The organism is Sphingomonas sp. P2_B6, assembly GCF_056404755.1.
In genome coordinates, this window is record NZ_JBFUDK010000003.1 from 283952 (window position 1) to 305840 (window position 21889).

At 66.9% G+C, this 21889-nt stretch carries 20 protein-coding genes; 14 read left to right on the forward strand and 6 right to left on the reverse strand.

The window, feature by feature from the left end; genetic code table 11:
- Positions 1-18 precede the first annotated feature (18 nt).
- Both AC1DX5_RS06000 and AC1DX5_RS06005 read left to right on the forward strand, forming a co-directional pair.
- On the forward strand, positions 19-1329 hold the full coding sequence (locus tag AC1DX5_RS06000) for an LLM class flavin-dependent oxidoreductase (protein WP_478014549.1): 1311 nt from the start codon (positions 19-21) through the stop codon (positions 1327-1329).
- Positions 1330-1366: 37 nt separating this feature from the next.
- The gene (locus tag AC1DX5_RS06005; RefSeq protein WP_478014550.1) at positions 1367-2095 is read left to right on the forward strand and encodes an SDR family oxidoreductase; all 729 of its coding nucleotides are present in this window, start codon (positions 1367-1369) and stop codon (positions 2093-2095) included.
- Positions 2096-2177: 82 nt separating this feature from the next.
- Here AC1DX5_RS06005 and AC1DX5_RS06010 read toward each other — a convergent pair whose 3' ends face one another.
- A complete protein-coding gene (locus AC1DX5_RS06010) occupies positions 2178-2504 on the reverse strand; it encodes a carboxymuconolactone decarboxylase family protein (protein WP_465171001.1) in 327 nt (108 codons plus the stop codon).
- A complete protein-coding gene (locus AC1DX5_RS06015; RefSeq protein ID WP_478014551.1) occupies positions 2501-3280 on the reverse strand; it encodes an HpcH/HpaI aldolase family protein in 780 nt (259 codons plus the stop codon). The genes AC1DX5_RS06010 and AC1DX5_RS06015 overlap by 4 nt, the downstream gene beginning before the upstream one ends.
- A 193-nt stretch (positions 3281-3473) precedes the next feature.
- Between AC1DX5_RS06015 and AC1DX5_RS06020 the strand changes: the two genes are divergently transcribed.
- The 5 genes from AC1DX5_RS06020 to AC1DX5_RS06040 all read left to right on the forward strand — a co-directional run bounded on the left by AC1DX5_RS06020 (position 3474) and on the right by AC1DX5_RS06040 (position 8012).
- On the forward strand, positions 3474-4421 hold the full coding sequence (locus tag AC1DX5_RS06020) for an alpha/beta hydrolase (protein ID WP_478014552.1): 948 nt from the start codon (positions 3474-3476) through the stop codon (positions 4419-4421).
- Positions 4418-4807, forward strand: a complete 390-nt coding sequence (locus AC1DX5_RS06025; RefSeq protein ID WP_465171004.1) for a carboxymuconolactone decarboxylase family protein — start codon at positions 4418-4420, stop codon at positions 4805-4807. The genes AC1DX5_RS06020 and AC1DX5_RS06025 overlap by 4 nt, the downstream gene beginning before the upstream one ends.
- A 139-nt stretch (positions 4808-4946) precedes the next feature.
- Entirely contained in the window at positions 4947-6320 is a 1374-nt protein-coding gene (locus AC1DX5_RS06030) for an MFS transporter (protein WP_465171005.1), read from the forward strand.
- A complete protein-coding gene (locus AC1DX5_RS06035) occupies positions 6301-7197 on the forward strand; it encodes an amidohydrolase family protein (protein WP_465171006.1) in 897 nt (298 codons plus the stop codon). Before AC1DX5_RS06030 ends, AC1DX5_RS06035 begins: the two co-directional genes overlap by 20 nt.
- Positions 7194-8012 carry an amidohydrolase family protein gene (locus AC1DX5_RS06040; protein ID WP_478014553.1) on the forward strand — a complete coding sequence of 273 codons (819 nt, stop codon included), beginning with the start codon at positions 7194-7196 and terminating at the stop codon, positions 8010-8012. The genes AC1DX5_RS06035 and AC1DX5_RS06040 overlap by 4 nt, the downstream gene beginning before the upstream one ends.
- Positions 8013-8193: 181 nt before the next feature.
- Here AC1DX5_RS06040 and AC1DX5_RS06045 read toward each other — a convergent pair whose 3' ends face one another.
- Genes AC1DX5_RS06045 through AC1DX5_RS06055 form a run of 3 tightly spaced genes read right to left on the reverse strand, consistent with a single transcriptional unit; the run spans position 8194 to position 11467 of the window.
- Positions 8194-9612 carry an aldehyde dehydrogenase family protein gene (locus tag AC1DX5_RS06045; protein WP_465175144.1) on the reverse strand — a complete coding sequence of 473 codons (1419 nt, stop codon included), beginning with the start codon at positions 9610-9612 and terminating at the stop codon, positions 8194-8196.
- Positions 9612-10538 (reverse strand): DUF6282 family protein, encoded by a 927-nt coding sequence (locus AC1DX5_RS06050; protein ID WP_465171009.1) that lies wholly within the window; start codon positions 10536-10538, stop codon positions 9612-9614. The genes AC1DX5_RS06045 and AC1DX5_RS06050 overlap by 1 nt, the downstream gene beginning before the upstream one ends.
- Positions 10535-11467 carry a cupin domain-containing protein gene (locus tag AC1DX5_RS06055; protein WP_478014554.1) on the reverse strand — a complete coding sequence of 311 codons (933 nt, stop codon included), beginning with the start codon at positions 11465-11467 and terminating at the stop codon, positions 10535-10537. Before AC1DX5_RS06055 ends, AC1DX5_RS06050 begins: the two co-directional genes overlap by 4 nt.
- Positions 11468-11754: 287 nt before the next feature.
- Here AC1DX5_RS06055 and AC1DX5_RS06060 point away from each other — a divergent pair, with 287 nt between their 5' ends.
- From AC1DX5_RS06060 to AC1DX5_RS06070, 3 genes are read left to right on the forward strand one after another with little or no spacing between them, the layout of a single operon-like run.
- The gene (locus AC1DX5_RS06060; RefSeq protein ID WP_478014555.1) at positions 11755-13881 is read left to right on the forward strand and encodes an acetate--CoA ligase family protein; all 2127 of its coding nucleotides are present in this window, start codon (positions 11755-11757) and stop codon (positions 13879-13881) included.
- 21 nt (positions 13882-13902) lie between these two features.
- Complete coding sequence (locus AC1DX5_RS06065; RefSeq protein ID WP_478014556.1) at positions 13903-14760, forward strand: p-hydroxycinnamoyl CoA hydratase/lyase; 858 nt, start codon at positions 13903-13905, stop codon at positions 14758-14760.
- 5 nt (positions 14761-14765) lie between these two features.
- The gene (locus tag AC1DX5_RS06070; protein WP_465175148.1) at positions 14766-15092 is read left to right on the forward strand and encodes a carboxymuconolactone decarboxylase family protein; all 327 of its coding nucleotides are present in this window, start codon (positions 14766-14768) and stop codon (positions 15090-15092) included.
- 11 nt (positions 15093-15103) lie between these two features.
- On the opposite strand, the gene AC1DX5_RS06075 is transcribed toward AC1DX5_RS06070, so the two are convergent.
- Entirely contained in the window at positions 15104-16720 is a 1617-nt protein-coding gene (locus tag AC1DX5_RS06075) for a GMC family oxidoreductase (protein ID WP_478014557.1), read from the reverse strand.
- Positions 16721-16914: 194 nt separating this feature from the next.
- Here AC1DX5_RS06075 and AC1DX5_RS06080 point away from each other — a divergent pair, with 194 nt between their 5' ends.
- From AC1DX5_RS06080 to AC1DX5_RS06095, 4 genes are all read left to right on the forward strand, one after another.
- The gene (locus AC1DX5_RS06080) at positions 16915-18423 is read left to right on the forward strand and encodes an aldehyde dehydrogenase family protein (protein ID WP_478014558.1); all 1509 of its coding nucleotides are present in this window, start codon (positions 16915-16917) and stop codon (positions 18421-18423) included.
- Between the two features lie 133 nt (positions 18424-18556).
- A complete protein-coding gene (locus AC1DX5_RS06085; RefSeq protein WP_465171016.1) occupies positions 18557-19777 on the forward strand; it encodes an FAD-dependent monooxygenase in 1221 nt (406 codons plus the stop codon).
- A 14-nt stretch (positions 19778-19791) separates the two neighbouring features.
- A complete protein-coding gene (locus AC1DX5_RS06090) occupies positions 19792-20976 on the forward strand; it encodes an alpha/beta hydrolase (protein WP_478014559.1) in 1185 nt (394 codons plus the stop codon).
- The gene (locus AC1DX5_RS06095) at positions 20973-21857 is read left to right on the forward strand and encodes a helix-turn-helix transcriptional regulator (RefSeq protein WP_478014560.1); all 885 of its coding nucleotides are present in this window, start codon (positions 20973-20975) and stop codon (positions 21855-21857) included. The genes AC1DX5_RS06090 and AC1DX5_RS06095 overlap by 4 nt, the downstream gene beginning before the upstream one ends.
- The last annotated feature ends 32 nt before the right edge of the window (positions 21858-21889 follow it).

A 21889-nucleotide genomic window follows, 5' to 3' on the forward strand; every position in this document is an offset into this window, starting at 1 on the left:
GGAACGAGGGAAGTCGCCATGCAATTCGGCCTGTTTTACGAGCATCAGTCGCCCGCGCCCTTCACCGCCGAAAAGGATCGCCAGATCTTCCACAACGCGCTCGACGAGCTCGAGCTCGCCGACCGGCTCGGCTACGACTATGCCTGGCTGGTCGAGCATCATTTCCTCGAGGAATATTCGCACAGCTCCGCACCCGAAGTGTTCCTCGGCGCGCTCAGCCAGCGGACTAAAAGGATGCGGCTCGGCCATGGCATCTGCGTCATGCCGCCCAGGATCAACCACCCCGCCCGCGTCGCCGAGCGGATCGCGACGCTCGACCTGCTGTCCAACGGCCGGGTCGAATGGGGCACCGGCGAAAGCGGTACCGCGATGGAGCTGGAAGGCTTCGGCGTCGATCCCGACCTGAAAAAGGGCATGTGGCGCGAGGCGACCGAGCAATGCGCCAATATGCTCGCCATGACGCCCTATCCCGGTTTCCAGGGCGAGCATTTCTCGATGCCGACGCGCAACATCGTGCCCAAGCCGGTCCAGGCGCCGCACCCGCCGCTCTGGGTCGCCTGCTCGCGCCGCGACACCATCCTGCATGCCGCGCGCAACGGCATGGGCGCCCTGGTTTTCGGCTTCGCCGCGCCCGAACAGGCCGGCAAATGGGTCCAGGAATATTACGACATCATCAAGTCGGACGAATGCGTGCCGATCGGCCATGCGGTGAACGCGAACTTCGCGATCGTCACCGCCCTGTCGGTGAACGAGGACGAGCAGGTCGCGATCGGCCGCGGCACCGAGGGGTTCAAATATTTCGGCTATTCGCTCGGCTTCTACGCGTCGTTCGGTAAGCTGAAGCCTGGCCATTCGACGCTGTGGGAGGACTTCAAAAAGGCCGAGGCCTCGATCGAGGACAATCATGGCAATGGCGGCATCGGCACGCCCGAACAGGTCTATCAGCACTGCAAGGCCTATGCCGATGTCGGCGTCGACCAGATCATCTTCGTCCAGCAGACCGGCCCGGCCAATCACGACCATATCTGCGAGTCGCTCGAGCTGTTCGCCACCACCGCGATGCCGCGGCTGAAACAGGGCGAAGAGGAGCGGCTGGCGACGAAGCAGGCCGAGCTGGCACCTTATATCGAGGCGGCGCTCGCCCGGAAGCCGCGCATGGCGCCGATCGAGAAGGACGAGATCGAACTGGTCCGCTCCTATGGCCTGCGCAAGAAGGAAGCCGGGACGTTCGAGAATGTGCGCTCGGATCGCGGCGGCGGGCTCGCCGTGGTCGCCGATGATCCGCTCGCTCTGGTATCGAATCAGGCGGAAAAGGCGGCGGGCCAGTAACCGGCCGCGATCCTTTATAGGGACGGGAGGAACGGCATTGAGCATCTTGCGCGAGCGGGTGGTGGTGATCACCGGCGCGAGTTCGGGCATCGGCGAAGCCTGTGCGATCGCTTTTGCCGAAAAGGGCGCCAGGGTCGTGCTGGCGGCGCGGCGCGCCGAACGGCTGGAGGCGCTGGTGGCCAGGATCGAGGCCATGGGTTGCGACGCGCTGGCGGTGGCGACCGACGTCACCGACGAAGCGGCGGTCGCGCATCTCTTTGCCCGCGCGGTCGAACGGTTCGGCCGGGTCGATGTGCTGGTCAACAATGCGGGCATCGCCGACAGCACGGCGGTCGACTCGCTTGAACTCGCGCTGTGGCACCGGGTCATCGATACCAACCTGACCTCGGCCTTTCTGTGCGCGCGCTCGGCGTTCCGCCTCATGAAGCAGCAGGGGCATGGCCGGATCATCAATGTCGGGTCGATCTCCGCCCGCGTCCCGCGCGCGGAGAGCCCGGCCTATACCGCGAGCAAATGGGGCCTGGACGGGCTCACCCGGGCGCTGGCGATCGACGGGCGGGCGCACAACATCGCCGTCTCGGTCTTCCATCCCGGCATCGTCGCGACCGAGCTGTCAGGCGGCGTGCGGAGCCTGCCCGACGATCTCGTCGCGCAGCCCGAGGATGCGGCCGGCATCGTCGTGCACATGGCCGACATTCCCGATCACCTCAATTTCTACGAAGCGCTGCTCGTCCAGAACAAGATCCCGTTCCTCGGCCGGGGATAAGGCAGAAGCCGCAAGCTCCTCATGTTCCCCGGCGAAGGCCGGGGAGCAAAAAAGAGGGGAGCCTGGCGATAGCCCATCCCCGCTATTCCTTCCCCTTCGCATCGACGATGTTCTTCAGCTTGCGCGCCGCGCTCACCGCCACCGGCCAGCCGGCATAAAAGGCGATATGGGCGATCGCCTCGCCCAGTTCCTCCACGGTAAGGCCGTTCTCCAGCCCGAGCTCCATATGGCCCTGCGCCTGCTCCCGGTTGAGCGCGATCAGGCACGTCACCGTGATCAGGCTGCGATCGCGCGGGGAAAGTTCGCTACGCTCCCAGACCTTGTCGTACAGGATGTCCTGGGTAAGTTCGTCGAGCAGTGGCGCGACGCCGGCCAGTTCGCGGCCGCGGCCGCCCGAGGGTCTCTTCATTTCGTCTCTCCCGACGCGCGATAACGGGCGAAGTTGCCCGCCGCGGCGCTCAATGCCCCGCGCAGCATGCCCAGGTCCGACAGCCAGGCGATATAGTGCACGCCGCGCGCGACATAGGATTCGAGCTGGGCCGCATTGCCGACCACCGTCCCGATATGCTTGCGCCCCGCCGCGACCTCGATCACCCGGTCGATCGCCGCGACCACATCGGGATGGCCGGCATTGCCGGGATGGCCCAGCGACGCGCTGAGGTCGCCCGGTCCGATGAACAGCACGTCGAGTTCGTCGACGGCGCACAGCGCCTCGATATCCTCGACCATTTCCTTGTTCTCGACATGCACGCTGACCAGCGTCTCGCGATTGGCGCGCTGCTCGTAATCGGCGACGGTGCCATAGCCCGCCGCGCGGCACGCGCGCGCCGAACCACGCTCGCCGAGCGGCCAGTATTTGGCCTTGCGGATCACCTCGCGGACCTCCACGGCGCTATTCAGCGAGGGTACCTGGATGCCGCTCGCGCCACTGTCGAGCACGTGCAGGATGTTCGCTTCCTCGGCGTCGGGAGTGCGAATCACGCTGCTCATGCCCATCCGTTCGCAGGTGCGGATCAGATTCTCGATCTGCCCGTGGGTGAAGCAGCCATGCTCGGCATCGACGATCAGGAAGTCGAAACCGGCAAGGCCGAACAGCTCCGCGAGCTGCGGCGAATCGACCTTGAAGAAACTGCCGAACACCGTCTCGCCGGCCTCCAGCTTCTGCTTCACCATGCTGTTGAACAACGCCTCTTCCCTCCGCCTTCAGTTGCTATTTACAAACGCCATTCAGCATGGCACCGCCACCGGTATAAGCCAAGCGTTGATAGCAGAGGCCGGCGCAGGCCACGACAGGAGAGTAGGTGAAGGGCAGCCTGGATCGCAGCGTGACGCAGATCGACGGGGCCGCATTGCCCGCGATGCGCGTCCCGGGCTGATCGTGACCGACGGCCCCCTGCTTGCCGAAGGACTGGCCGAGTATCTCGCCGCCGTACGCCGGCCGGCCGGCCCGCCGCCGCCGCTCGAAACGGCGCGCCTGATCGCCGATCGCGACGCGCACCGCATCGCCTGGCCCCGCCCTGCGGGCATGACGGTATCGAACAGCTATGTCGTCGATCGCGGCATGGAGACGCCCGTCCGGCTTTATCGCCCGACGGGCGAAGGGCTGAGTCCGGCCATTCTCTATTTTCATGGCGGCGGCTTCACCACCGGCAGCATCGAAAGCTATGATTGCCTGGCATCCGCGCTGGCCGACGCGACGGGCGCGACGGTTATCAGCGTCCATTATGCCCGCCTGCCCGAGGCAACGCCGCGCGAGACGATCGAGCAATGTCACGCCGTGCTGCGCTGGGCTTTCCGCCTGGCCGACACCCTCGGGATCGACGCCACGCGGATCGCGGTCGCGGGTGACAGCGCCGGCGCCTTCCTCGCCACGCAGCTTGCCGTGCTGGCGCGCGATCGCGGCGACCCGACCCTGGCCTGCCAGCTGCTCTGCTATGGCCTGTACGATCTCCATCCGGACCGTCCGGCCTATGCGGCGGCACGCGACCCCGCCCTGGCGCGCCCGGTCATCGAGTCGATGATCGCGACCTATCGCGCCTGCGACGCGCGCAGCCGGGAACCCTTGCCCGCGCCGCTGCATCTCGACGATCTTTCGGGCCTGGCGCCCGCGATCCTGCTCGGTGCCGAGCACGACGCGCTGCTGGCCGAGGGAGGCGACTATGCGGCGCGGTTGCGCGACGCCGGCATCGCCGTCGAGGAGCGAATCGCCCCGGGCATGTGCCACGGCTTCCTGCGCGCCGTTCGTTTCTCCCAGCCGGCGCGCGACGAGATGCAGTGGCTGGGCGCGGCATTTCGACACCATCTCAACGCAAGGACAGGCTCATGACTCTCAAGACCGACGACCCCGCATTCCAGGCCGGCCGCGAGCTGCGCCGGCAGCTGTTTGGCGATGCCAGCATCGAGCGCCTCGACGCGGCGGACGATTTCCACGAGCCGCTGGAAAATTACGTCACCTCGGCGTGTTTCGGCGAAACCTGGACTCGCCCCGGCCTGACGCTGCGTGAACGGAGCCTCGTCACCATGGCGATCTGCGCCGCGCTCAACCGCCACACCCCGCTCAAGCGCCTGGTCAAATGCGCGGTCGTCAACGGCGCGACCAAAGAGGAAATCCGCGAGGTGCTGCTCCAGACCACGCTCTATATCGGCGTCGCGGGCGGCGTCGAAAGCTGGGCGCTCGCCGCCGAGGCGCTGAAGGAAATCGACGCCTATTGAGCTGGGGCTGCGGGGTGGCGCAAGCCGCAGATCCCGCTAGGCGACACTCAAAAAATCGGTTATTGACGAACGTCATTAGATATAAGCGCATGGGATGGTGGAACGCAAAGCCCGGAATGCGCGGGACAGGAGAGCGACATTGGCTGCCAATGATCAGGACAGGATGGCGGAAGCCCCCGACCGGATGAGCCCGTATCAATGGGCGATCGTGATCCTGTGCTGTCTCACCAACGTGGCGGACGGGTTCGACGTGGTGTCGCTCTCGGTCGCCGCGCCGGTGCTGTCGAAGGACTGGCATGTCGATCCGGCGGTACTGGGCACCATGTTCAGCGCGGTCGCCGTCGGGCTGGTGATCGGTGCGTTCGTCGTCGCCCCCTTCGCCGACCGGATCGGGCGGCGTCCGATCATGCTGGGCGCGCTCGGCACGCTGGCGGCGATGCTGCTGCTCACCGGCATCAGCGCGACCATCTGGCAGCTGCTGCTCCTGCGCTTCGTCACCGGGATCGGACTCGGCACCCTGGTCGTCTGCCTCAATACCACCGCCGCCGAGAATGCGAGCGAGAAGGCGCGCAACATCGCGATGGCCCTGGTTCATCTCGGCTTCACCCTGGGCATGATGCTGGGCAGCGGCATTGCCGCCCTGGTGCTTCAGGAAACCGGGGGATGGCGCCCGATCTTCTTCTTCGCCGGCGCGCTCAACGTCGTGACTTTCCTGGTCAGCCTGTTCCTGCTCGGCGAATCGCGCGAGTTCCTGCTCCGCCGCCAGGCCCGGGGCGACCTGGCCTGGCTCAATCGGATTCACCGCCGCATGCGGATCGCCGAGCTCACCGCGATGCCGCCCAAGCCGGCGAAGACGAGGGATCGCGGTGCCGCGGTGCGCACAATGCTGCTGCCCGAGATGCGTACCCAGACCATTCTGTTCTGGGTCGCCTCGCTTACTTATGCGATCGTCGGCTATTTCCTGCTCAACTGGAAACCGACGATCCTCGCCAATGCCGGGCTGACCCCGACGCTGGCGGCGGCCAGCGGCATCATCACCGGCGCGTGCGGCGCGATGGGGCATCTCGCCATGGGCGTGTTCGGCCGCCGCGTCGGCGAAGGCAGGCTGACCGTGATCTTCTTCGGCATGGCGGCGATCACCCTGGTGATTTTCGGGATCCAGCCGCCCGACCCGATTCCGCTGCTCGCGACGGCGGGCATCACGACCTTCTTCGTGGTAGGCGCCTATACCGGGCTCTTCCTGGTCGCGGTGGTGATGTATCCGCCGCGCATCCAGAATGCCGGGGTCGGCTTCATGGTGGGGTTCGGGCGGATCGGCGCGATCGTCGGGCCGATCATCGGCGGGTTCCTGCTGAGCGCCGGCCTCACCCGGATGGACACCTATTTCGTCTTCTCGGCGATCGCGGTGATCCCGGTTGTCGCGATGCATTTCGCCAATCGCGCCATGGCGCGCAGGCCACGGTCCGCCGATACTTTCTCGCCAGGAGCCCTTGATGCCGAGCCCGCACTTTAAACTGTTCGATACCCATGCCCATTTCTTTACCAGCGACACGACCCGCTATCCGGTCGACCTGACCGGCGCGCGCGAAGGCAGCGAGGCCATGCTCAAGCGGCTGGAAAGCGATCCGGCGACGGCCGAGCGCGTGCTGGCCCTGTGGGACGAATGCGGCGTCACCGGCGGCGCGGCGGTGCAGTACAACACCGTCTACAAGACCGACAACAGCTACACCCTGGCCGTGGCCGATGCGCATCACGACCGCGTCTCCGCGGTGCTGATCCTCAACGCCGCGGCACCCGGCACGCCCGAACAGCTGCGCCTGCTCGCGACGCGCCACAATGTCAGCGGCCTCAGGCTGTTCGGCTATCCCGACGAGGCGGGCAATTACCCGTGGCTCGATTCGCCCGCGGCGATCGAGACCTGGGAAGTGGCCGCGTCGCTCGGCCTTCGCATGATCGTGATGTACGCGCCGGGCAAGCCGTCGCACGCCGCGCTGCGGCGGATCATCGCGCTGGCGCGGCGCTTTCCCGACACGGTGATCGCGCTCGATCATTGCGGATGGCCCGGGGTGGAAGGCGGCGTGAAGGGCACGATCGGGCCCGAGCATCTCGAACTGGTCGACGTGCCGAACGTCCATTTCAAATTCACGCAGATCAACGTCAACCGCTTCGCCGAAACCGGGATCGATTCGGCCGAGTTCGTTCGCCTGCTGGTCGATACCTATGGCGCTGACCGGGTGATGTGGGGGTCGGACTTCGGCAATACCAAGACGACCTATCTCGAGATGGTCGAGCAGGCCCTCGCGGCGACCTGGCTGCTGACCGACGCCGAACGCGAGAAGATGCTGGAGACCAATGGCCGCCGGTTGTTCGCCGGCCGCCCCGCGCGGTGAGCGCGTCCCCCGGACAGCCGGCGCCCGAACCGCCCGTCATCGACGCGCACGCCCATGTCTTCACCCGGGCGATGCCGTTCACCGACACGGCCTGGACCCGGCCCGATTATGATTATCCGGTCGACGCCTATCTCGCCGATCTCGATGCGCACGGCATCTCGTTCGGGGTGATCACGGCGGCGAGCCTGTTCGGCGACTATAACGACTATAGCCTCGCCGCGCTGGCCCGGCACAAAAGGCTGCGCGCGACCGTGATGCTCGATCCCGGCACCGGCGCGGCCGAACTGTCGGCGCTGAAGGCGCAAGGGGTGTGCGGGGTACGGTTCCAGATTCCGCTGAGCGCGCCACTGCCCGATGTGAAGGGATATGGTTTCCGCCGCTTCGTCACCCGTTTGGCGGATGCGGGGATGCACCTCGAGCTCAATCTCGGGGGCGAACAGCTGTCGCAGATGCTGCCCGCGCTGGCCGACCATCCGGTGCCGGTCGTGGTCGATCATTTCGGTCTGCTCCGCGGCGAAGGCGAGATGGAAGGCCCGGGCTTTACCGCGCTGCTGCGCTCGGTCGCGATCGGCCGCACCCGGGTGAAGATATCGGCCGGCTTCCGCCTGCCCGCCGACCGGCTGGAAGGTTATGCGCGGCGGCTATTGGCGGAGGCTGGACCCGAGCTCCTGTTCTGGGGCAGCGACGCGCCCTTCGTCGGCGCGGAGGACCGTGTGTCGTTCGCGGACACGCTCGCCACCTTCTACCGCATCGTCCCCGACGCACGCGACCGGCGGCTGATGTCCGACGCCGCGCTACGCTTCTATTTTTTCTGACCCGTTCGCCGGCGAAGACCAGGGTACGGCGCCGAACACTGTACAGGAACTTGTACAATGTTCGGCCAAAATGTCAGTGACCCTCATGACATTCTGACAACCGTTCGGGTCGATTCAAACGGCCCTTTCACGGAGCTATTCCGCCGCCGTGGCATCGCACCCGGACATGCCGGCAGGAGGGTCAAGCCGCGGCGAGCGGCACCGCGTTGATGACCTGCGCCTGGGTATATTCCTCCAAACCTTCCTGCCCCATCTCGGTGCCCATGCCGGACTGTTTCAGCCCGCGAAACGGAATGCGCGGATCGATCGCCATCAGCTGGTTGATCCATACCGTGCCCGACGTGACGCGCTGCGCCACTTGGGTCGCGCGGGCAAGGTCGGTGCCCCACACCGTGCCACCGAGCCCGTAATCGGTTCCGTTCACCCGCTCGATCAGCGAGTCCAGATCGCCATATTTGAGCACCGGCAGCACCGGCCCGAACTGCTCGTCACGGACCAGCGGCGCATCGTCGTCGATGTCGCGCACGATCGTCGGCCGGATGAAATAGCCCGGCCGATCGAGCGGCTCGCCGCCGGCGATCACTGTGCCGCGCGTGCGGCTGTCCTCGATCAGTGCCGAGACCTTCTCGTACTGGAGTCGGTTCTGTACCGGCCCGATCTGCGCGCCCTGATTGGCGCCGTCGTCGATCACCATCTCGTCCGCCAGCCGTGCAAGTTCGCCGCAAAATTCGTCGTAGAGCGGCTCGGGCACATAGGCACGCTTGATCGCCACGCAAATCTGCCCGGCATTGCGCATCGCGCCTTCGAAGACCTTGCCGGCGATCTGAATCGCGTCGACATCGTCGAGCACGATCGCCGCGTCATTGCCGCCCAGTTCCAGCGTGACCCGCTTGAGCGTGCCCGAGGCCGTCGCCAGCACTTTCTTGCCCGTGGCGGTCGACCCGGTGAAGGCGATCTTGGCGATATCGGGATGCGCCGTCAGCGCCGGGCCGAGCTCGTTCTCGTCGCAGAGGATATTGACCACGCCGGGCGGCAGGATCGACTGGCAGAGTTCGCCGAACAGGCAGGTAGTGAGCGGCGTGGTCGGCGCCGGTTTGCATATCATGGTGTTGCCCGCGACGAGCGCCGGCCCGACCTTGTTGACCAGCAGCATCAGCGGGAAGTTCCACGGCGTGATCGCGGCGACCACGCCCAGCGGGGTGCGATGCTCGGTGATGAGATTGCCGCCCTGATCGCGCAGCACGCGCGGCTCGATCCGCATGCCGGCAAAGGCGCGCAGCACGAATACGCCGCCGAGGATTTCCTTGGTCGCCTGGTCGAGCGGCTTGCCCTGTTCCGCGGTGAGCAGGGCGGCGAATTCGGTGACGCGCGCCTCGAGCGCGCCGGCGAGCGCCTCGACCAGCGCGGCGCGTTCCCCGATCGGCGTCGCCGCCCAGGCGGGAAAGGCCCGTTTGGCCGCCGCCACGGCGCTTTCCATCAGGGTCGCATCCGCCTTGGGGCATTGCGCGAAGGGCGCCGCCGTGGCGGGATTGATGACGTCGAAGCTGGACGCGCCGGGGACCAGCGCGCCGTCGATCAGCAAATGATAGTCCCGCGCCATCAGGCCGACACCGTCTCGTGCGAGGGCGCGACGTCGGCGGTCTCGATATCCTCGAGCCCGACCAGCTTCGCCGCATTGCCGCCGATCAGCAGGCGGATGGCGGCGTCGTCATAGTCCAGGTCGATCAGCATCTGGATCACGTAGCGCAGCCCCTCGACCGGGGTGGGATTGCCCACTTGGCCGAGGTCCGATCCGATGATCGTATTGGGCACGCCCCCCGCCTCGATGCACATCTTGAGGCTGTCCTTGGTGTAGTTCCTGCCCTGGACGCCCGCCCACATGCAGCAGCTATGTTCGAGATAGGCCCCCATCTTCGCCAGTTCGGCCATGTCCGTGGTACTGCAGTCGATCAGGAAGGTCGGATGGTTGACCAGCAGGCGGGTGACGCCGCGCGCCTTGGCCTCGGCGAACAACGGCCAGATCTCGCTGATATGGAGGTGCCCGGCCGACAGCACAGCGTCATAGTCGGCGATCTGGTCGAGGATCAGCTTCACTTCGTCCTTCAGCTTGCCGCGCTCGTCGACCACGGTGAGCATGGTCGGGTCGAGCATCTTCTCCTTGGTCGGCAGGAACTGCCGGCGATGCGAATGGCGGATATGGTTCGCGGCCGAGAAGGTCGGCATCCATACCAGCCGCGCACCCAGCTTGAAGCCATGCTCCACCGCATAGGGGTTGAGGCCGCCGGTCGTGTTGTTGCACGGCACGCCGGTGAGCAGCTTGACCTTGCCCGGCATGATCTCGTCGAGCAAAGCGGCGACCGGCGTGACCGAATAATAATGGTCCTTGAACAGGATCGCGCGCAGCCCGGCTGCCTCTCCCTCCTTGATCGCCTCGACATGGTTCAGCCGGCGCGGCATCACCGAAGGCCCGCTATGGCAATGAAGGTCGATCGCGCCCTTCAACAGCTCGGAGATCCGGTCGCTCATTGTGCGTCTTCCTTGGACTGGAGGTCTCCGTGCTCGGGCATCGGATAATCGGCCGCGTTGAGCACCCAGCCGGGTTTGGCCGAAAAATCCATGCGCGGGGGGCAAAAGGCGTCGAGCAGCCGGTTCAGCCCCGGCGCGATGCCCTGCGAGGTATGGGTGGAAGGAGGCGGGATCACCGCGACCGACGGGGCGGCGCAGCGCTCGTGATCGTCCTCCAGCCACTTGGTCGAATCGCTGATCCAGGGCCAGCGCAGATGGTGGATATAGTCGCCGTCGAGCGCGATCGAATATTGCTCGAAATCGTCATGATGATGCGGCGAGAGATTGTCCGCCGCGCGCGGCCCCACGCGCCCGTCGCCGAAATTCACCATGATATTCTGGCCGCGATAAATCCGCCCGAACCGCCCCTGTTCCGGCGCGACATCGCCCGGATAGACCCGGACCTTGCGCCCGCCGACCGGCTCGGGCCAGGCCTGGAGCGGCGGCACGTTGGGATCGGCCACGGCATAATCGCCCGCGTTGGAGCACAGATCGACCAGGTCGGCGGACCGGGTGGTGAACAGCCGGAGCACCCGGCCGCCCTTCAGCACGGTGACCGCGCTGGCCCCGGCCGGCACGAACACGACGCTGCGGCCCCTCGCCACTTCAGTGCCTTCGTCGATGCTGATCTCGATCTCGGCATCGTCGTCGGGCAGGACGATGGCATATTCGTCGGGCTGGTCGGTCCGGCTGAAGGTCGCGCCTGCCTTCGCCTCGCTATAGGCGACGATCATCGTCTGCCCGCGCGCATACCAGGTCTCGGCCAGGTCGGATCGTTCCCGGGGCGGCTCTGCGTAGAAACGGGCATAACTTGCCTGTTTGAAGCTGGTCGGTGCCGGCGCCTTTGCCAAAGGAACGAGGCTGGTCCTCAGATCGTCACGCCCGTACATCGGCTCTCCTCACGCGATTCGCTCCCCGTGTTGCCGGCAAGTCGTTCGCACCATGGCTTATATCTACAGCGGCCGGACGCCCGCCGTCTAATTCCTTATCGGGGGACGCCCAATACCGTGGAAGTATCGGATTACCTGGATGAGACTCATATCGTGATCCTATCGTAAGCCGCTAAAATTGGCATTGGACCTGACGCCGCCGAGCGCCAAATTGGCCGCGAGCCGAATTCTCGGCCGCGCCGGGGAGGACAGGTTTGCCGCAAAGGGATCCATTCGATGATGGCAGCGTGTCGGTAGCCGACCGGCCGGTCGATCCGACCCGCGACGGCGCGGCGGGACTGGCGCGGCTGCTGCGCCCCCGCTCGATCGCCATCGCGGGCGCTTCGCCCGATCCGGCGACGATGGGCGGTGTGATCCTGGCCAATTGTGATCGCTTCGGTTTTGCCGGCGAGATCCACCTGATCAGCCCGACCCGCGACGAGATCGACGGACGCCCCTGTGTGCGGTCGGTCGACGACCTGCCCGACGGCCTCGACGCGCTCGTGCTGAACGTGCCGCGCGCCGCGATCCTCCCGGCGGTGGAAGCAGCCGCGCGGCGCGGTGTCGGCGGCGTGATCGTCTTCGCGTCCGGTTTCGCCGAGGGCAGCGAGGACGGGCGGCGCGAACAGGACGAGATCGCCGCGATCTGCCACGCCGCAGGCATGGCGCTGCTCGGGCCCAATTGCATGGGCTATGCGAATTATGCCGGCGGCGCGGCGCTGACCTTCGAGCCGGTCCATCCCCAACCGATGGGCAAGCGCCGCAGCGTGGCCGTCATCGCGCAGAGCGGCGCCACCGCGTCGGGCATTCGCGCCGCCATGCAGGGCCGGGGCATTGCGGTCGCGCTGCAGGTGGCGACGGGCAATGAGGCCGTCGTCCGCGCCAGCGACCTGATCGACCTCATCGTCGCCGAGCGGCAGGCCAGCGCGATCGCGCTCTATGTCGAGCAGATCCGCGATCCCGCCGCATTCCTTTCCGCCGTGCGCAAGGCGCGCGATGCCGGCATCCCGGTCGTGATGATGCATCCGGGGCGCAGCAAGCGCGGGCAGGAAGCGGCGCAATCGCATACCGGATCGATGGTCGGCGACTATGCGCTGATGCAGACCTCGGTCGAGAACGAGGCCGTGGTCACCGTCGCCACGATGGACGAGCTGTTCGACGCCGTCGCGATCCTCCACCGCTTCCCCGCCCCGCCGCCGGGTGCGCTGGGCGTGGTGACCAATTCGGGCGCGATCCGCGGCATGGCCTTCGACTTTGCCGAGGCGATCGGACTGCCGATCGCCGATATCGCCGACGTCACGCGCGAACGGCTCGCCGCGCTGCTGCCGGCGGGCATGGAGATCGACAATCCGCTCGATGTCGGTACCACCGGCTTCGCCAAGGCGGACATTTTCGGCCTGTCGACCGCGGCGATGCTCGCCGATCCGGCGGTCGGCGGGGTGCTGTTGCCGATGGCGGGCGGCGGCCCGTCGCAGCAACGCGCCAAGGCCGAGGCGATCATTCCCGAGGCACTGGCCGCGACCAAGCCGCTCGCCGTCGCGATCACCGGCGACGATTCACCGCTCGACCCCGACTTCGTCGCGGCGATGCGCGACAGCGAGACGCCGTTGTTCCGGTCGCCCGAGCGCGCGATGCGCGCCTTGGCGGCGGTGGGTCGCTACGCTGCGGCGCTGGCCGAGGTCGGCGACCGGACGCCCGTCGCGACCGGCCTGTCGGGCTGGGCGGAGGCTGGCGTGAAGCCCGAATATGCCGGCAAGGAATTCCTCCGGCAGATCGGCGTGCGGACGCCCGAGGGCGGGCTTGCCCCCACGCTGGAAGACGCGATCGGTATCGCAGCGCGGATCGGCTTTCCGGTCGTGCTCAAGGCGCAGGCCGTGGCGCTCAGCCACAAGAGCGATGCCGGCGGGGTGATCCTGGGCCTGGCCGATGAGGCGCAACTGCGCGCCGGCTGGGATCGGCTGATGGGCAATCTCGGCACCGTCGTGCTGGATGGCGTGCTGGTCGAACAGATGTCCGCGCCGGGGCTCGAACTGGTCGTCGGCGCGCGCAATCACCCCCAATGGGGACCGTCCGTGATGGTCGGGCTGGGCGGCGTGCTGATCGAAGCGCTCGATGCCGCCGAGCTGCTGCCCGCCGACATCTCGCACGCGCGGGCGGTCGAGCGCATCCGCGGCCTGCGCGGCGCCAGAATGCTCGGCGCCTTTCGCGGCCGGCCGGCGCGCGACGTCGATGCCGTCGCCGATGTGGTGGTCAAGGTCGGCGCGGCGATGCGCGCCGGGCTGAAGATCGAGGAAATCGACATTAATCCGCTGATGGTGATGGCGGAAGGCGAGGGCGCGATCGCGCTCGACGCGCTGATCGTCACCGGTGCATGAAGGCTGAGGAACAAAATGGACATGACGATGCAGGATAGCGACACGAGGCCGATCCCGGGCGGCAAGGACGTGCTGGTCGAATTCGAGGACGGAATCGCCTGGGTCCATCTCAACCGGCCCGACAAGCGCAACGCGATGAGCGTCGGCCTGGCGCGCGAGATGAACGCCGTGTTCGACGCGCTGGAGATCGATGATCGCTGTGGCGTGATCGTGCTCACTGGCAGCGGCGAGGCCTTTTCGGCCGGCATGGACCTGAAGGATTTCTTCCGCGCCACCGACAAGGTGTCGGACGTCGAACGCCACCGCGCCTATCGCGAGACGCGCGCCTGGCAGTGGCGCACCCTGATGTATTACGCCAAGCCGACCATCGCGATGGTCAATGGCTGGTGCTTCGGCGGCGCCTTCACGCCGCTGATCTGCTGCGATCTCGCCATCACCGACGAGGACGCGGTGTTCGGCCTGTCGGAGATCAACTGGGGTATCATCCCCGGCGGCGTCGTCTCCAAGGCGATCTCGACCCTGATGGGCGACCGCGAGGCGCTATATTACGTCATGACCGGCGAGAAGTTCGACGGGCGTCGTGCCGCCGAGCTCGGCCTGGTCAACCAGGCGGTGCCCGGGGCCGAACTGAAGGAGCGCACCCGCGAGCTCGCCCGCAACCTGCTGGGCAAGAACCCGACGGTGCTGCGCCAGGCGCGCATGGCCTATAAATATGCCCGCGAGATGAACTGGGAGCAGGCAGCCGAATATCTCACCGCCAAGGGCGACCAGACTCATTTCGTCGACCCCGAGCGCGGGCGCGAAAAGGGGCTGACTCAGTTCCTCGACGAAAAGACGTTCAAGCCCGGCATGGGCAATTATTCGCGCGACAAGGAATAGACGCGGTGGAGCGACCCAGCGCCGCCAAGGGCAGCGAACTCGCCAGCGTCGTGCCGGCGTTCGTCGAGATGACAGACCGAATCCTGTACGGCGAGGTCTGGGAGCGCGAGGGCCTGTCGAAGCGCGACCGGTCCTTGCTCACGGTGGCGGCGCTGATGACCGCCAATCGGCACCAGCAGCTCGAGGCACATCTGGGCCTGGCGCTCGACAATGGGGTCACGCAGGAGGAACTGGGCGAGGCGCTGCTCCACCTCGCTTTCTACGCGTCCTGGCCCGCTTCGGTGACCGCCTCCCGCCTTCTGCTCGACGTCGTCACCAGGCGTCAGGGCTGAGTCTCCGAGGCTCAGGCCTCGGGCGACAGCGGCGCGATGCCGCGGATCAGATCGGACGCGCGCTCGGCGACCATGATCACGGCCGCGTTGATATTGGCGCCGGGCACGCTCGGCATTACGGAAGCGTCGACCACGCGCAGGCCCGATACGCCCTTCACCCGGAGATGGCTGTCGACCACCGCCGCCGGATCCTCGCCCATGCGGCAGGTGCCCGTCGGATGCTGGGTGATCTTCAGATTGTTGCGGATGAAATCGTCGAGGTCCGCCTGACTCCCCGGCGCGATCTCGGCCTCGACCATATCGCTGAGCGGCGGTTGCGCGAAGATGCGACGCACCGCGGCGATGCCGCCGCGGATGTCGGCGAAATCGGTCGGCGTCGAGAGCAGGTTGAGGTCGATGCGCGGCTTGTCGAGCGGATCGGCCGAGCGCAGTTCGACCGTGCCGCGGCTCTCGGGATGGAGCTGCATCACCATCACCGAGAGCACGTGCGACTGCCGCTTGCCGAACGGATACCACAGCTTCGCATCGAGCCTGACGGGCAGGAAGACGAGCTGGATGTCGGGCCGTTCGAGCTCGGGCCGGGTGCGCAGCATCAGCACGCCGCTGGTGATCTGGCTGGCAAAGGCGCCCTTGCCGGTCATCGCCCAGCGCAGCACCGACAGCGCGGCACGATCGAAGCGCAGCGCGTTCAGGAAGCTTCTCGGCTCGCGTGCGGCGAAGGTCATATAGACCAGGGGATGTTCGGAAAGGTCGCGGCCGACACCCGGCGCGTCGACCAGCACGGGGATGCCGTGCCGCGCCAGCTGCGCGGCCGGCCCGATGCCGGAGAGCATCAGCAGCTGGGGCGAATTATAGGCCCCGCCGCTCAGCACCACTTCCTTGCGCGCGCGCACCTGCGCCGGCGCCGGCGCCGTTCCCTGCCGATATTCGACGCCGACCGCACGGCCATGCTCGATCAGTACCCGGGTCACCAGCGCGCCCGACAATATCGTCAGATTGGACCGCGCGAGCGCAGGGCGCAAATAGGCGGCGGCCGTGCTGGCACGGCGGCCGCGGCGGTCGACCGTCACTTCGCATGCCGAAAACCCTTCCTGCCGCGCGCCGCTGAGATCGTCGCTTTCCTCATGCCCGGCAGCCACCACTGACCGGCGGATCGGGTCGCCGAGCAAATGCCTGCCATCGACCGGCGTAACCGCGAGCGGCCCGTTATCGCCATGATAACGCCCGGCCCCGCGCCAGCTCGATTCCATCCGCCGGAAATAGGGGAGCACATCGGCATAGCTCCAGCCAGCGGCGCCCATCTGGCGCCAGCCGTCATAATCGCTCGAGTGGCCACGCATGTAGATCATGCCGTTCACCGAGGACGACCCGCCATGGACCCGGCCACGCGGGACTGGCAGCGAGCGGCCCGCCAGCTTGGGGTCGGGCTCGCTCGCATAGCCCCAGTCATAGGTCGGGTTGGCCGCGGTCATCATGAAGCCGAGCGGCATGCGGAACAGCCAGCTGTCGTCCTTGCCGCCCGCTTCGATCAGCAGCACCGACACCCGGCCGTCTTCGCTCAGCCTGTTGGCGAGCACGCAACCGGCCGAGCCGGCGCCAACGATGATATAGTCGAATTCCTGTTGCATCTCAGCGTCGCTGTTTCGCCGCAACTGCCACCGATTCCAATCCGATTTCCGGCATCCATGCCCCCGGCAATTTGTTGAACAGCGTTGTGACATGACAAATAGCGTTCGACAAGATATAATGCCGTTGGTTATGATGCATGTCGCGACGCCGGCTCGGACCACGAATCCGGGTGGCTCTGGGAGAGGTTTCTACGATGACGGGTGCCGCAATACTGGATCGACCGCTTGTGCCTGCGCTGGACAAGGCACGGGCCTTTGCCGCGAGCCGGCATCAGCTGTTCATTGGCGGGCAGTGGGTCGAACCGCTCGACGGCGGGCGTTTCGAGACGCACGACCCGGCGACCGGCGCGCGCCTTGCCGATATCGCCGAGGCGCGCGAGGCGGACGCCGATGCGGCGGTCGCCGCCGCGCGGCGCGCGATGGAAAATCCCGAATGGACCGAGATGAAGCCAGCGGTCCGCGCGCGGCTGATCAATCGCCTCGCCGACGCGCTGGAGGCGAATATCGACGAGTTCGCCGCGCTCGAGACGCTCGACAACGGCATGCCGGTGCGTGACGCGCGCTTCTTCCACATTCCGCACGCGATCGAGGTGCTGCGCTACAATGCCGGCTGGGCGACCAAGCTCGACGGCGAGTCGATCTCGCTCTCCGGTCCCGGTACCTGGCATGCCTATACCGTGCGCGAGCCGGTCGGCGTGGTGGCGCAGATCGTGCCGTGGAACGCGCCGCTGGCCATGGCCGCATCGAAGATCGCACCGGCGCTCGCGGCGGGCTGCGCGGTAATCCTCAAGCCGGCGGAAGAGACGCCGCTGACCGCACTGCGTCTGGCGCATGTGGTCGCCGAGATCGGCTTCCCGGACGGTGTGTTCAACCTGCTCACCGGCTTCGGCGAGACCGCCGGCGCGGCGCTGACCGCGCATCCGGGGGTGGACAAGGTGACCTTCACTGGATCGACGGAAGTCGGCAGGCTGATCCTTCGCGCCGCGGGCGGCAACTTCAAGCGCGTGACACTGGAACTGGGCGGGAAGACACCAGTGATCGTGCTGCCCGACGCCGATGCCGCCCGCGCGGTGGAGGGCGCGGCACGGTCGATCTTCACCAATGCGGGCCAGGTCTGCAACGCGGGCTCCCGACTGTTCATCCATGAGCGGCATTTCGACGAAGTGGTCGAGGGCGTGGCACGGATCGCCGACTCGATGAAGATCGGGTCGGGACTCGACACCGACACGCAGATGGGGCCCGTCATCTCCCAGGCGCAGCGCGACCGTGTGCGCGGTTATGTGCGCCAGGGCGTCGATGCCGGCGCAACCCTGCGCGCGGGAGGACGCGAGATCGGCGGCGACGGCTATTTCGTCTCGCCAACCATCCTTACCGGCACCGAACCGGCCATGGCGGTGCGCCATGAGGAGATTTTCGGGCCCGTGCTCTGCGCCATGTCGTTCGGCGACGAGGATCTCGACCGAATCGCCGCCGACGCCAATGCGACCGACTATGGCCTGGGCGCGGTGATCTGGACCAACAACCTGTCCGCCGCGCACCGGCTCGCGCGCAAGCTCAAGGCGGGCACGGTGCGCGTTAACGGCGGCGGGCTGGATCCGGCGCTACCATTCGGGGGCTTCAAGCAATCGGGCTGGGGGCGCGAGAATGGGCGCGAGGGCATCGACGCCTATACCGAAACCAAGGCGATCGCGATCGCGCTCTGAACGCGACACGACCGTTTTCCCATCACCATGAGCAGCACGACGACAGAAAGGGCCGGTTTTCGCCACATCTGTTATTGACGAATGCCATTCGTCAGAAATATCGAGTGCGCATAAAAACTAAGGGGTATCCGTTTTGACTAAGAGCACGGGGATCGGAATCGTTGGCGGCGGCATTGGCGGATTGACCGCGGCGCTCGCACTGCTGCGCAAGGGCCACGAGGTTTCGATCTACGAACAGGCCAGCCAGTTGCAGGAAGTGGGGGCCGGCCTGCAGATCAGTCCCAACGGCGTGCGCGTGCTGTTCGAGCTTGGGCTCGAACGCGAGATTCGCCAGGTCTGCTTCGAGCCCGAGGGCAAGGAAATCCGCCTCTGGAACACGGGCGACACCTGGAAGCTCTTCGACCTGGGCGTCGAATCGCAGGCGCGTTACGGCTTCCCCTACATCACCATCCATCGCAACGACCTGCACCAGATCCTGGTCAAGGCGGTGGAGCAGGCAGCGCCGGGATCGATCCATCTCGACCATCGCTTCACCAGCGTCGACCGCAATGACGGCCGGGTGACGATCGCCTTTGACGGCAAGCCTTCAGCCAGTTTCGACGTGGTCATCGGCGCGGACGGCGTGCATTCGAAGATGCGCGAGTTGTTGTTCGGATCGGGTCCGGCCAAGTTCACCGGCATCGTCGCCTGGCGCGGCGTCATCCCCGCCGAATTGCTGCCCGAGCGGCTGACCCGGCCGATCGGCACCAACTGGGTCGGGCCGGGCGGCCATGTCATCCACTACCCCATCCGGCGCGGCGAGCTGATCAACTTCACCAGCGTGATCGAGCGGCAGGACTGGACGATCGAATCCTGGTCGACGCCCGGTACCAACCAGGAATATCATGACGATTATCCCGGCTGGCATGCCGATGTGCACGCCTATATCGCGGCGATCCCCCAGCCCTTCAAATGGGCGCTGATCGCGCGGCCACCGATGCAGCAATGGGTCAAGGGCCGCATCGCGCTGCTGGGCGACGCCTGCCACCCCTCGCTGCCGTTCCTGGCGCAGGGCGCGGTGATGGCGCTGGAGGACGCCTGCATCCTGGCGCGCGCGTTCGAGGAATTCGACACTATCGACGAAGCGCTCGACCGGTACCAGCAGGCACGCATCCCGCGCACCACGCGCGCGGTGCAGGGCGCCTATGCCAATACCGAGCGCTTCCACAATCCGACGCTCGCCGACCCGGCAGGCGCGCAAATCTATGTCGACGAGCAATGGGCCGCCGACAAGGTGGTCGACCGCTATGAATGGCTGTTTCGCTACGACGCGACGCGCGTGCCGCTCGCCGACAGCCCGGTGACGACGGCGTGAGCGCGGTGGTGCCCTTGAGCGGAAGTCGAGCCGCGTGGACGCGCACCCCGCTGATCCTGTCCTTCCCGGACAATCCGAAATTCAACGAAACCTATGGCTTTGCCGGGAATTCGGGGCATGTGAACCTCGAGGGGCAGCTGATGCGCAGTCCCGACTCCACATCGCGCACCGTCTATGTCTTCATGCACCCCACTTCGGTGCTGCACCTCCTGCCGATGCCGATCGCGCTGGCCGATGCCGGGCTCGACGTGCTGTGCGCGGCCAGCCGCTATCCGCGCAACGACAGCGCGCTGATCCAGGAAAAGGTGGCGATCGATCTCGGCAAATGGATCGCGCATGCGCGCACCGCGCTCGGCTATGACAAGGTCGTGCTGCTCGGCTGGTCGGGCGGCGGGTCGCTGTCGCTGTTCTACCAGGCGCAGGCCGAAAGCCCGAGCATCACGCACACGCCGGCGGGCGATCCGGTCGACCTGATCTCCGCCGGCCTCCAGCCGGCCGACGGCGTGATCTTCATCGCCGCGCATCTCTCGCGCGCGGAAACCCTGACTGAATGGCTCGACCCGTCGGTAACCGACGAGCTCGATCCCGACCACCGCGATCCCGAATTCGACATCTACTCGCCGGATTGCCCCCATCAGCCGCCTTATACGCCCGAGTTCGTCGCGCGCTTCCGCGAGGCGCAGCGCGCGCGCAACCGGCGGATCACCAGCTGGGCCGAAAGCCAGTTGGCCCGCCTGAAGGCCTTGGGCACCGCCGAGCAGGAACGCGCTTTCGTCGTGCACCGCACGATGTGTGACGTGCGCTGGCTCGATCCGACGGTCGATCCGTCGGACCGGCGGCCCAACTGGACCTATATGGGCGATCCGCTCGCGGTGAATGTCGGCCCGGTCGGGCTGGCGCGCTACACCACGCTTCGCTCCTGGCTGAGCCAGTGGAGCTATGACAAGTCGAACGCCAAGGGTCCGCTCAATGCCGCGAAGATCCATAAGACGCCGGTGCTGCTGATCGAGAACACCGCCGACGAAGCAGTGCCGTCGACGCACAACCCGGCGATCTTCGCGGCGCTGGCGACGCCCGACAAGGAATATCTCCGGCTCGAAGGTGCCACGCACTATTATCTCGGCCAGCCCGATTTGCTCGCGCGCTGCATCGACGCCGTGATCGACTGGAGCCGGCGCAAGGCGCTGCTCGAGGCATGATGGCGACGCTCGCTCACCCCAGCGGTCCGGAAGCCGGCGCCCGGTGGCGCGGGCGGGGCGAGCCGGACGAGCGCGCGACGGCGGACGCGCTGGCCGATCTGGTCGCGGCGATCGGCAGCGGCGCCTTCCCGGCGCGTTTCCTTGCGGCGATGCGCGTGCTGGCCGGGGTCGAGCTCTGCTCGGTATTCCGGCGCGATCGCGAAGGCGTGCGACTGATCTTTGCCGAGGGCGAGCGTTCGCCGCTGCCGGATTTCCCGCTCAAGGCCTCGCGTGACTATGCGCGCGGCTATTGGCGCTCCGATGCGCAATTGACGCGGCTGGCGCGCAGCCGGGGCCGGGTGCCGGTGATCGTGCGCCGCCGCGCCGCCGAGATCGCCGACCCGGACTATCGAGCCGCCTGTTACGACCGCGCGGGCGTGATCGAGCGCCTGTCGATCCTCTGGCCCGGACAGCCCGGCTTCATCGCCAATGGCTATCGCACCGTGGCCAGCGCACCCTTTTCGACCAGCGACGTCACGCGGCTGGAACGCTATGCCGGGCTGCTGATCGCGACGCTCAAACAGCATCTCCGCGCCGACGCCTCGGCGGGGCATTTGCTCAACGAGGGGGCCCTGGTCGAGACCCTGCTCGCGCTCGAATGCGGGCTGAGCACGCGCGAGGCCGAGGTCGCCGCCGCGATGATCCTGGGCGAGACGCAGGAGCGGATCGCCCAGGCCAGGCAGCTCTCGCTCGCCACGATCATCACCTATCGCCGGCGCGCTTATGGCAAACTGGGCGTCGGCAGCCGGCACGAACTGGTGGCGCTGCACCGGCGGCTGCTCGCCGATCCGGACGGGCGGCTCGTTGACCGGCCGGACTCGTCCAAATATCATACAGGCTGATAAAGGGCCGTGCGCGGTTCGACAGGAGGGAA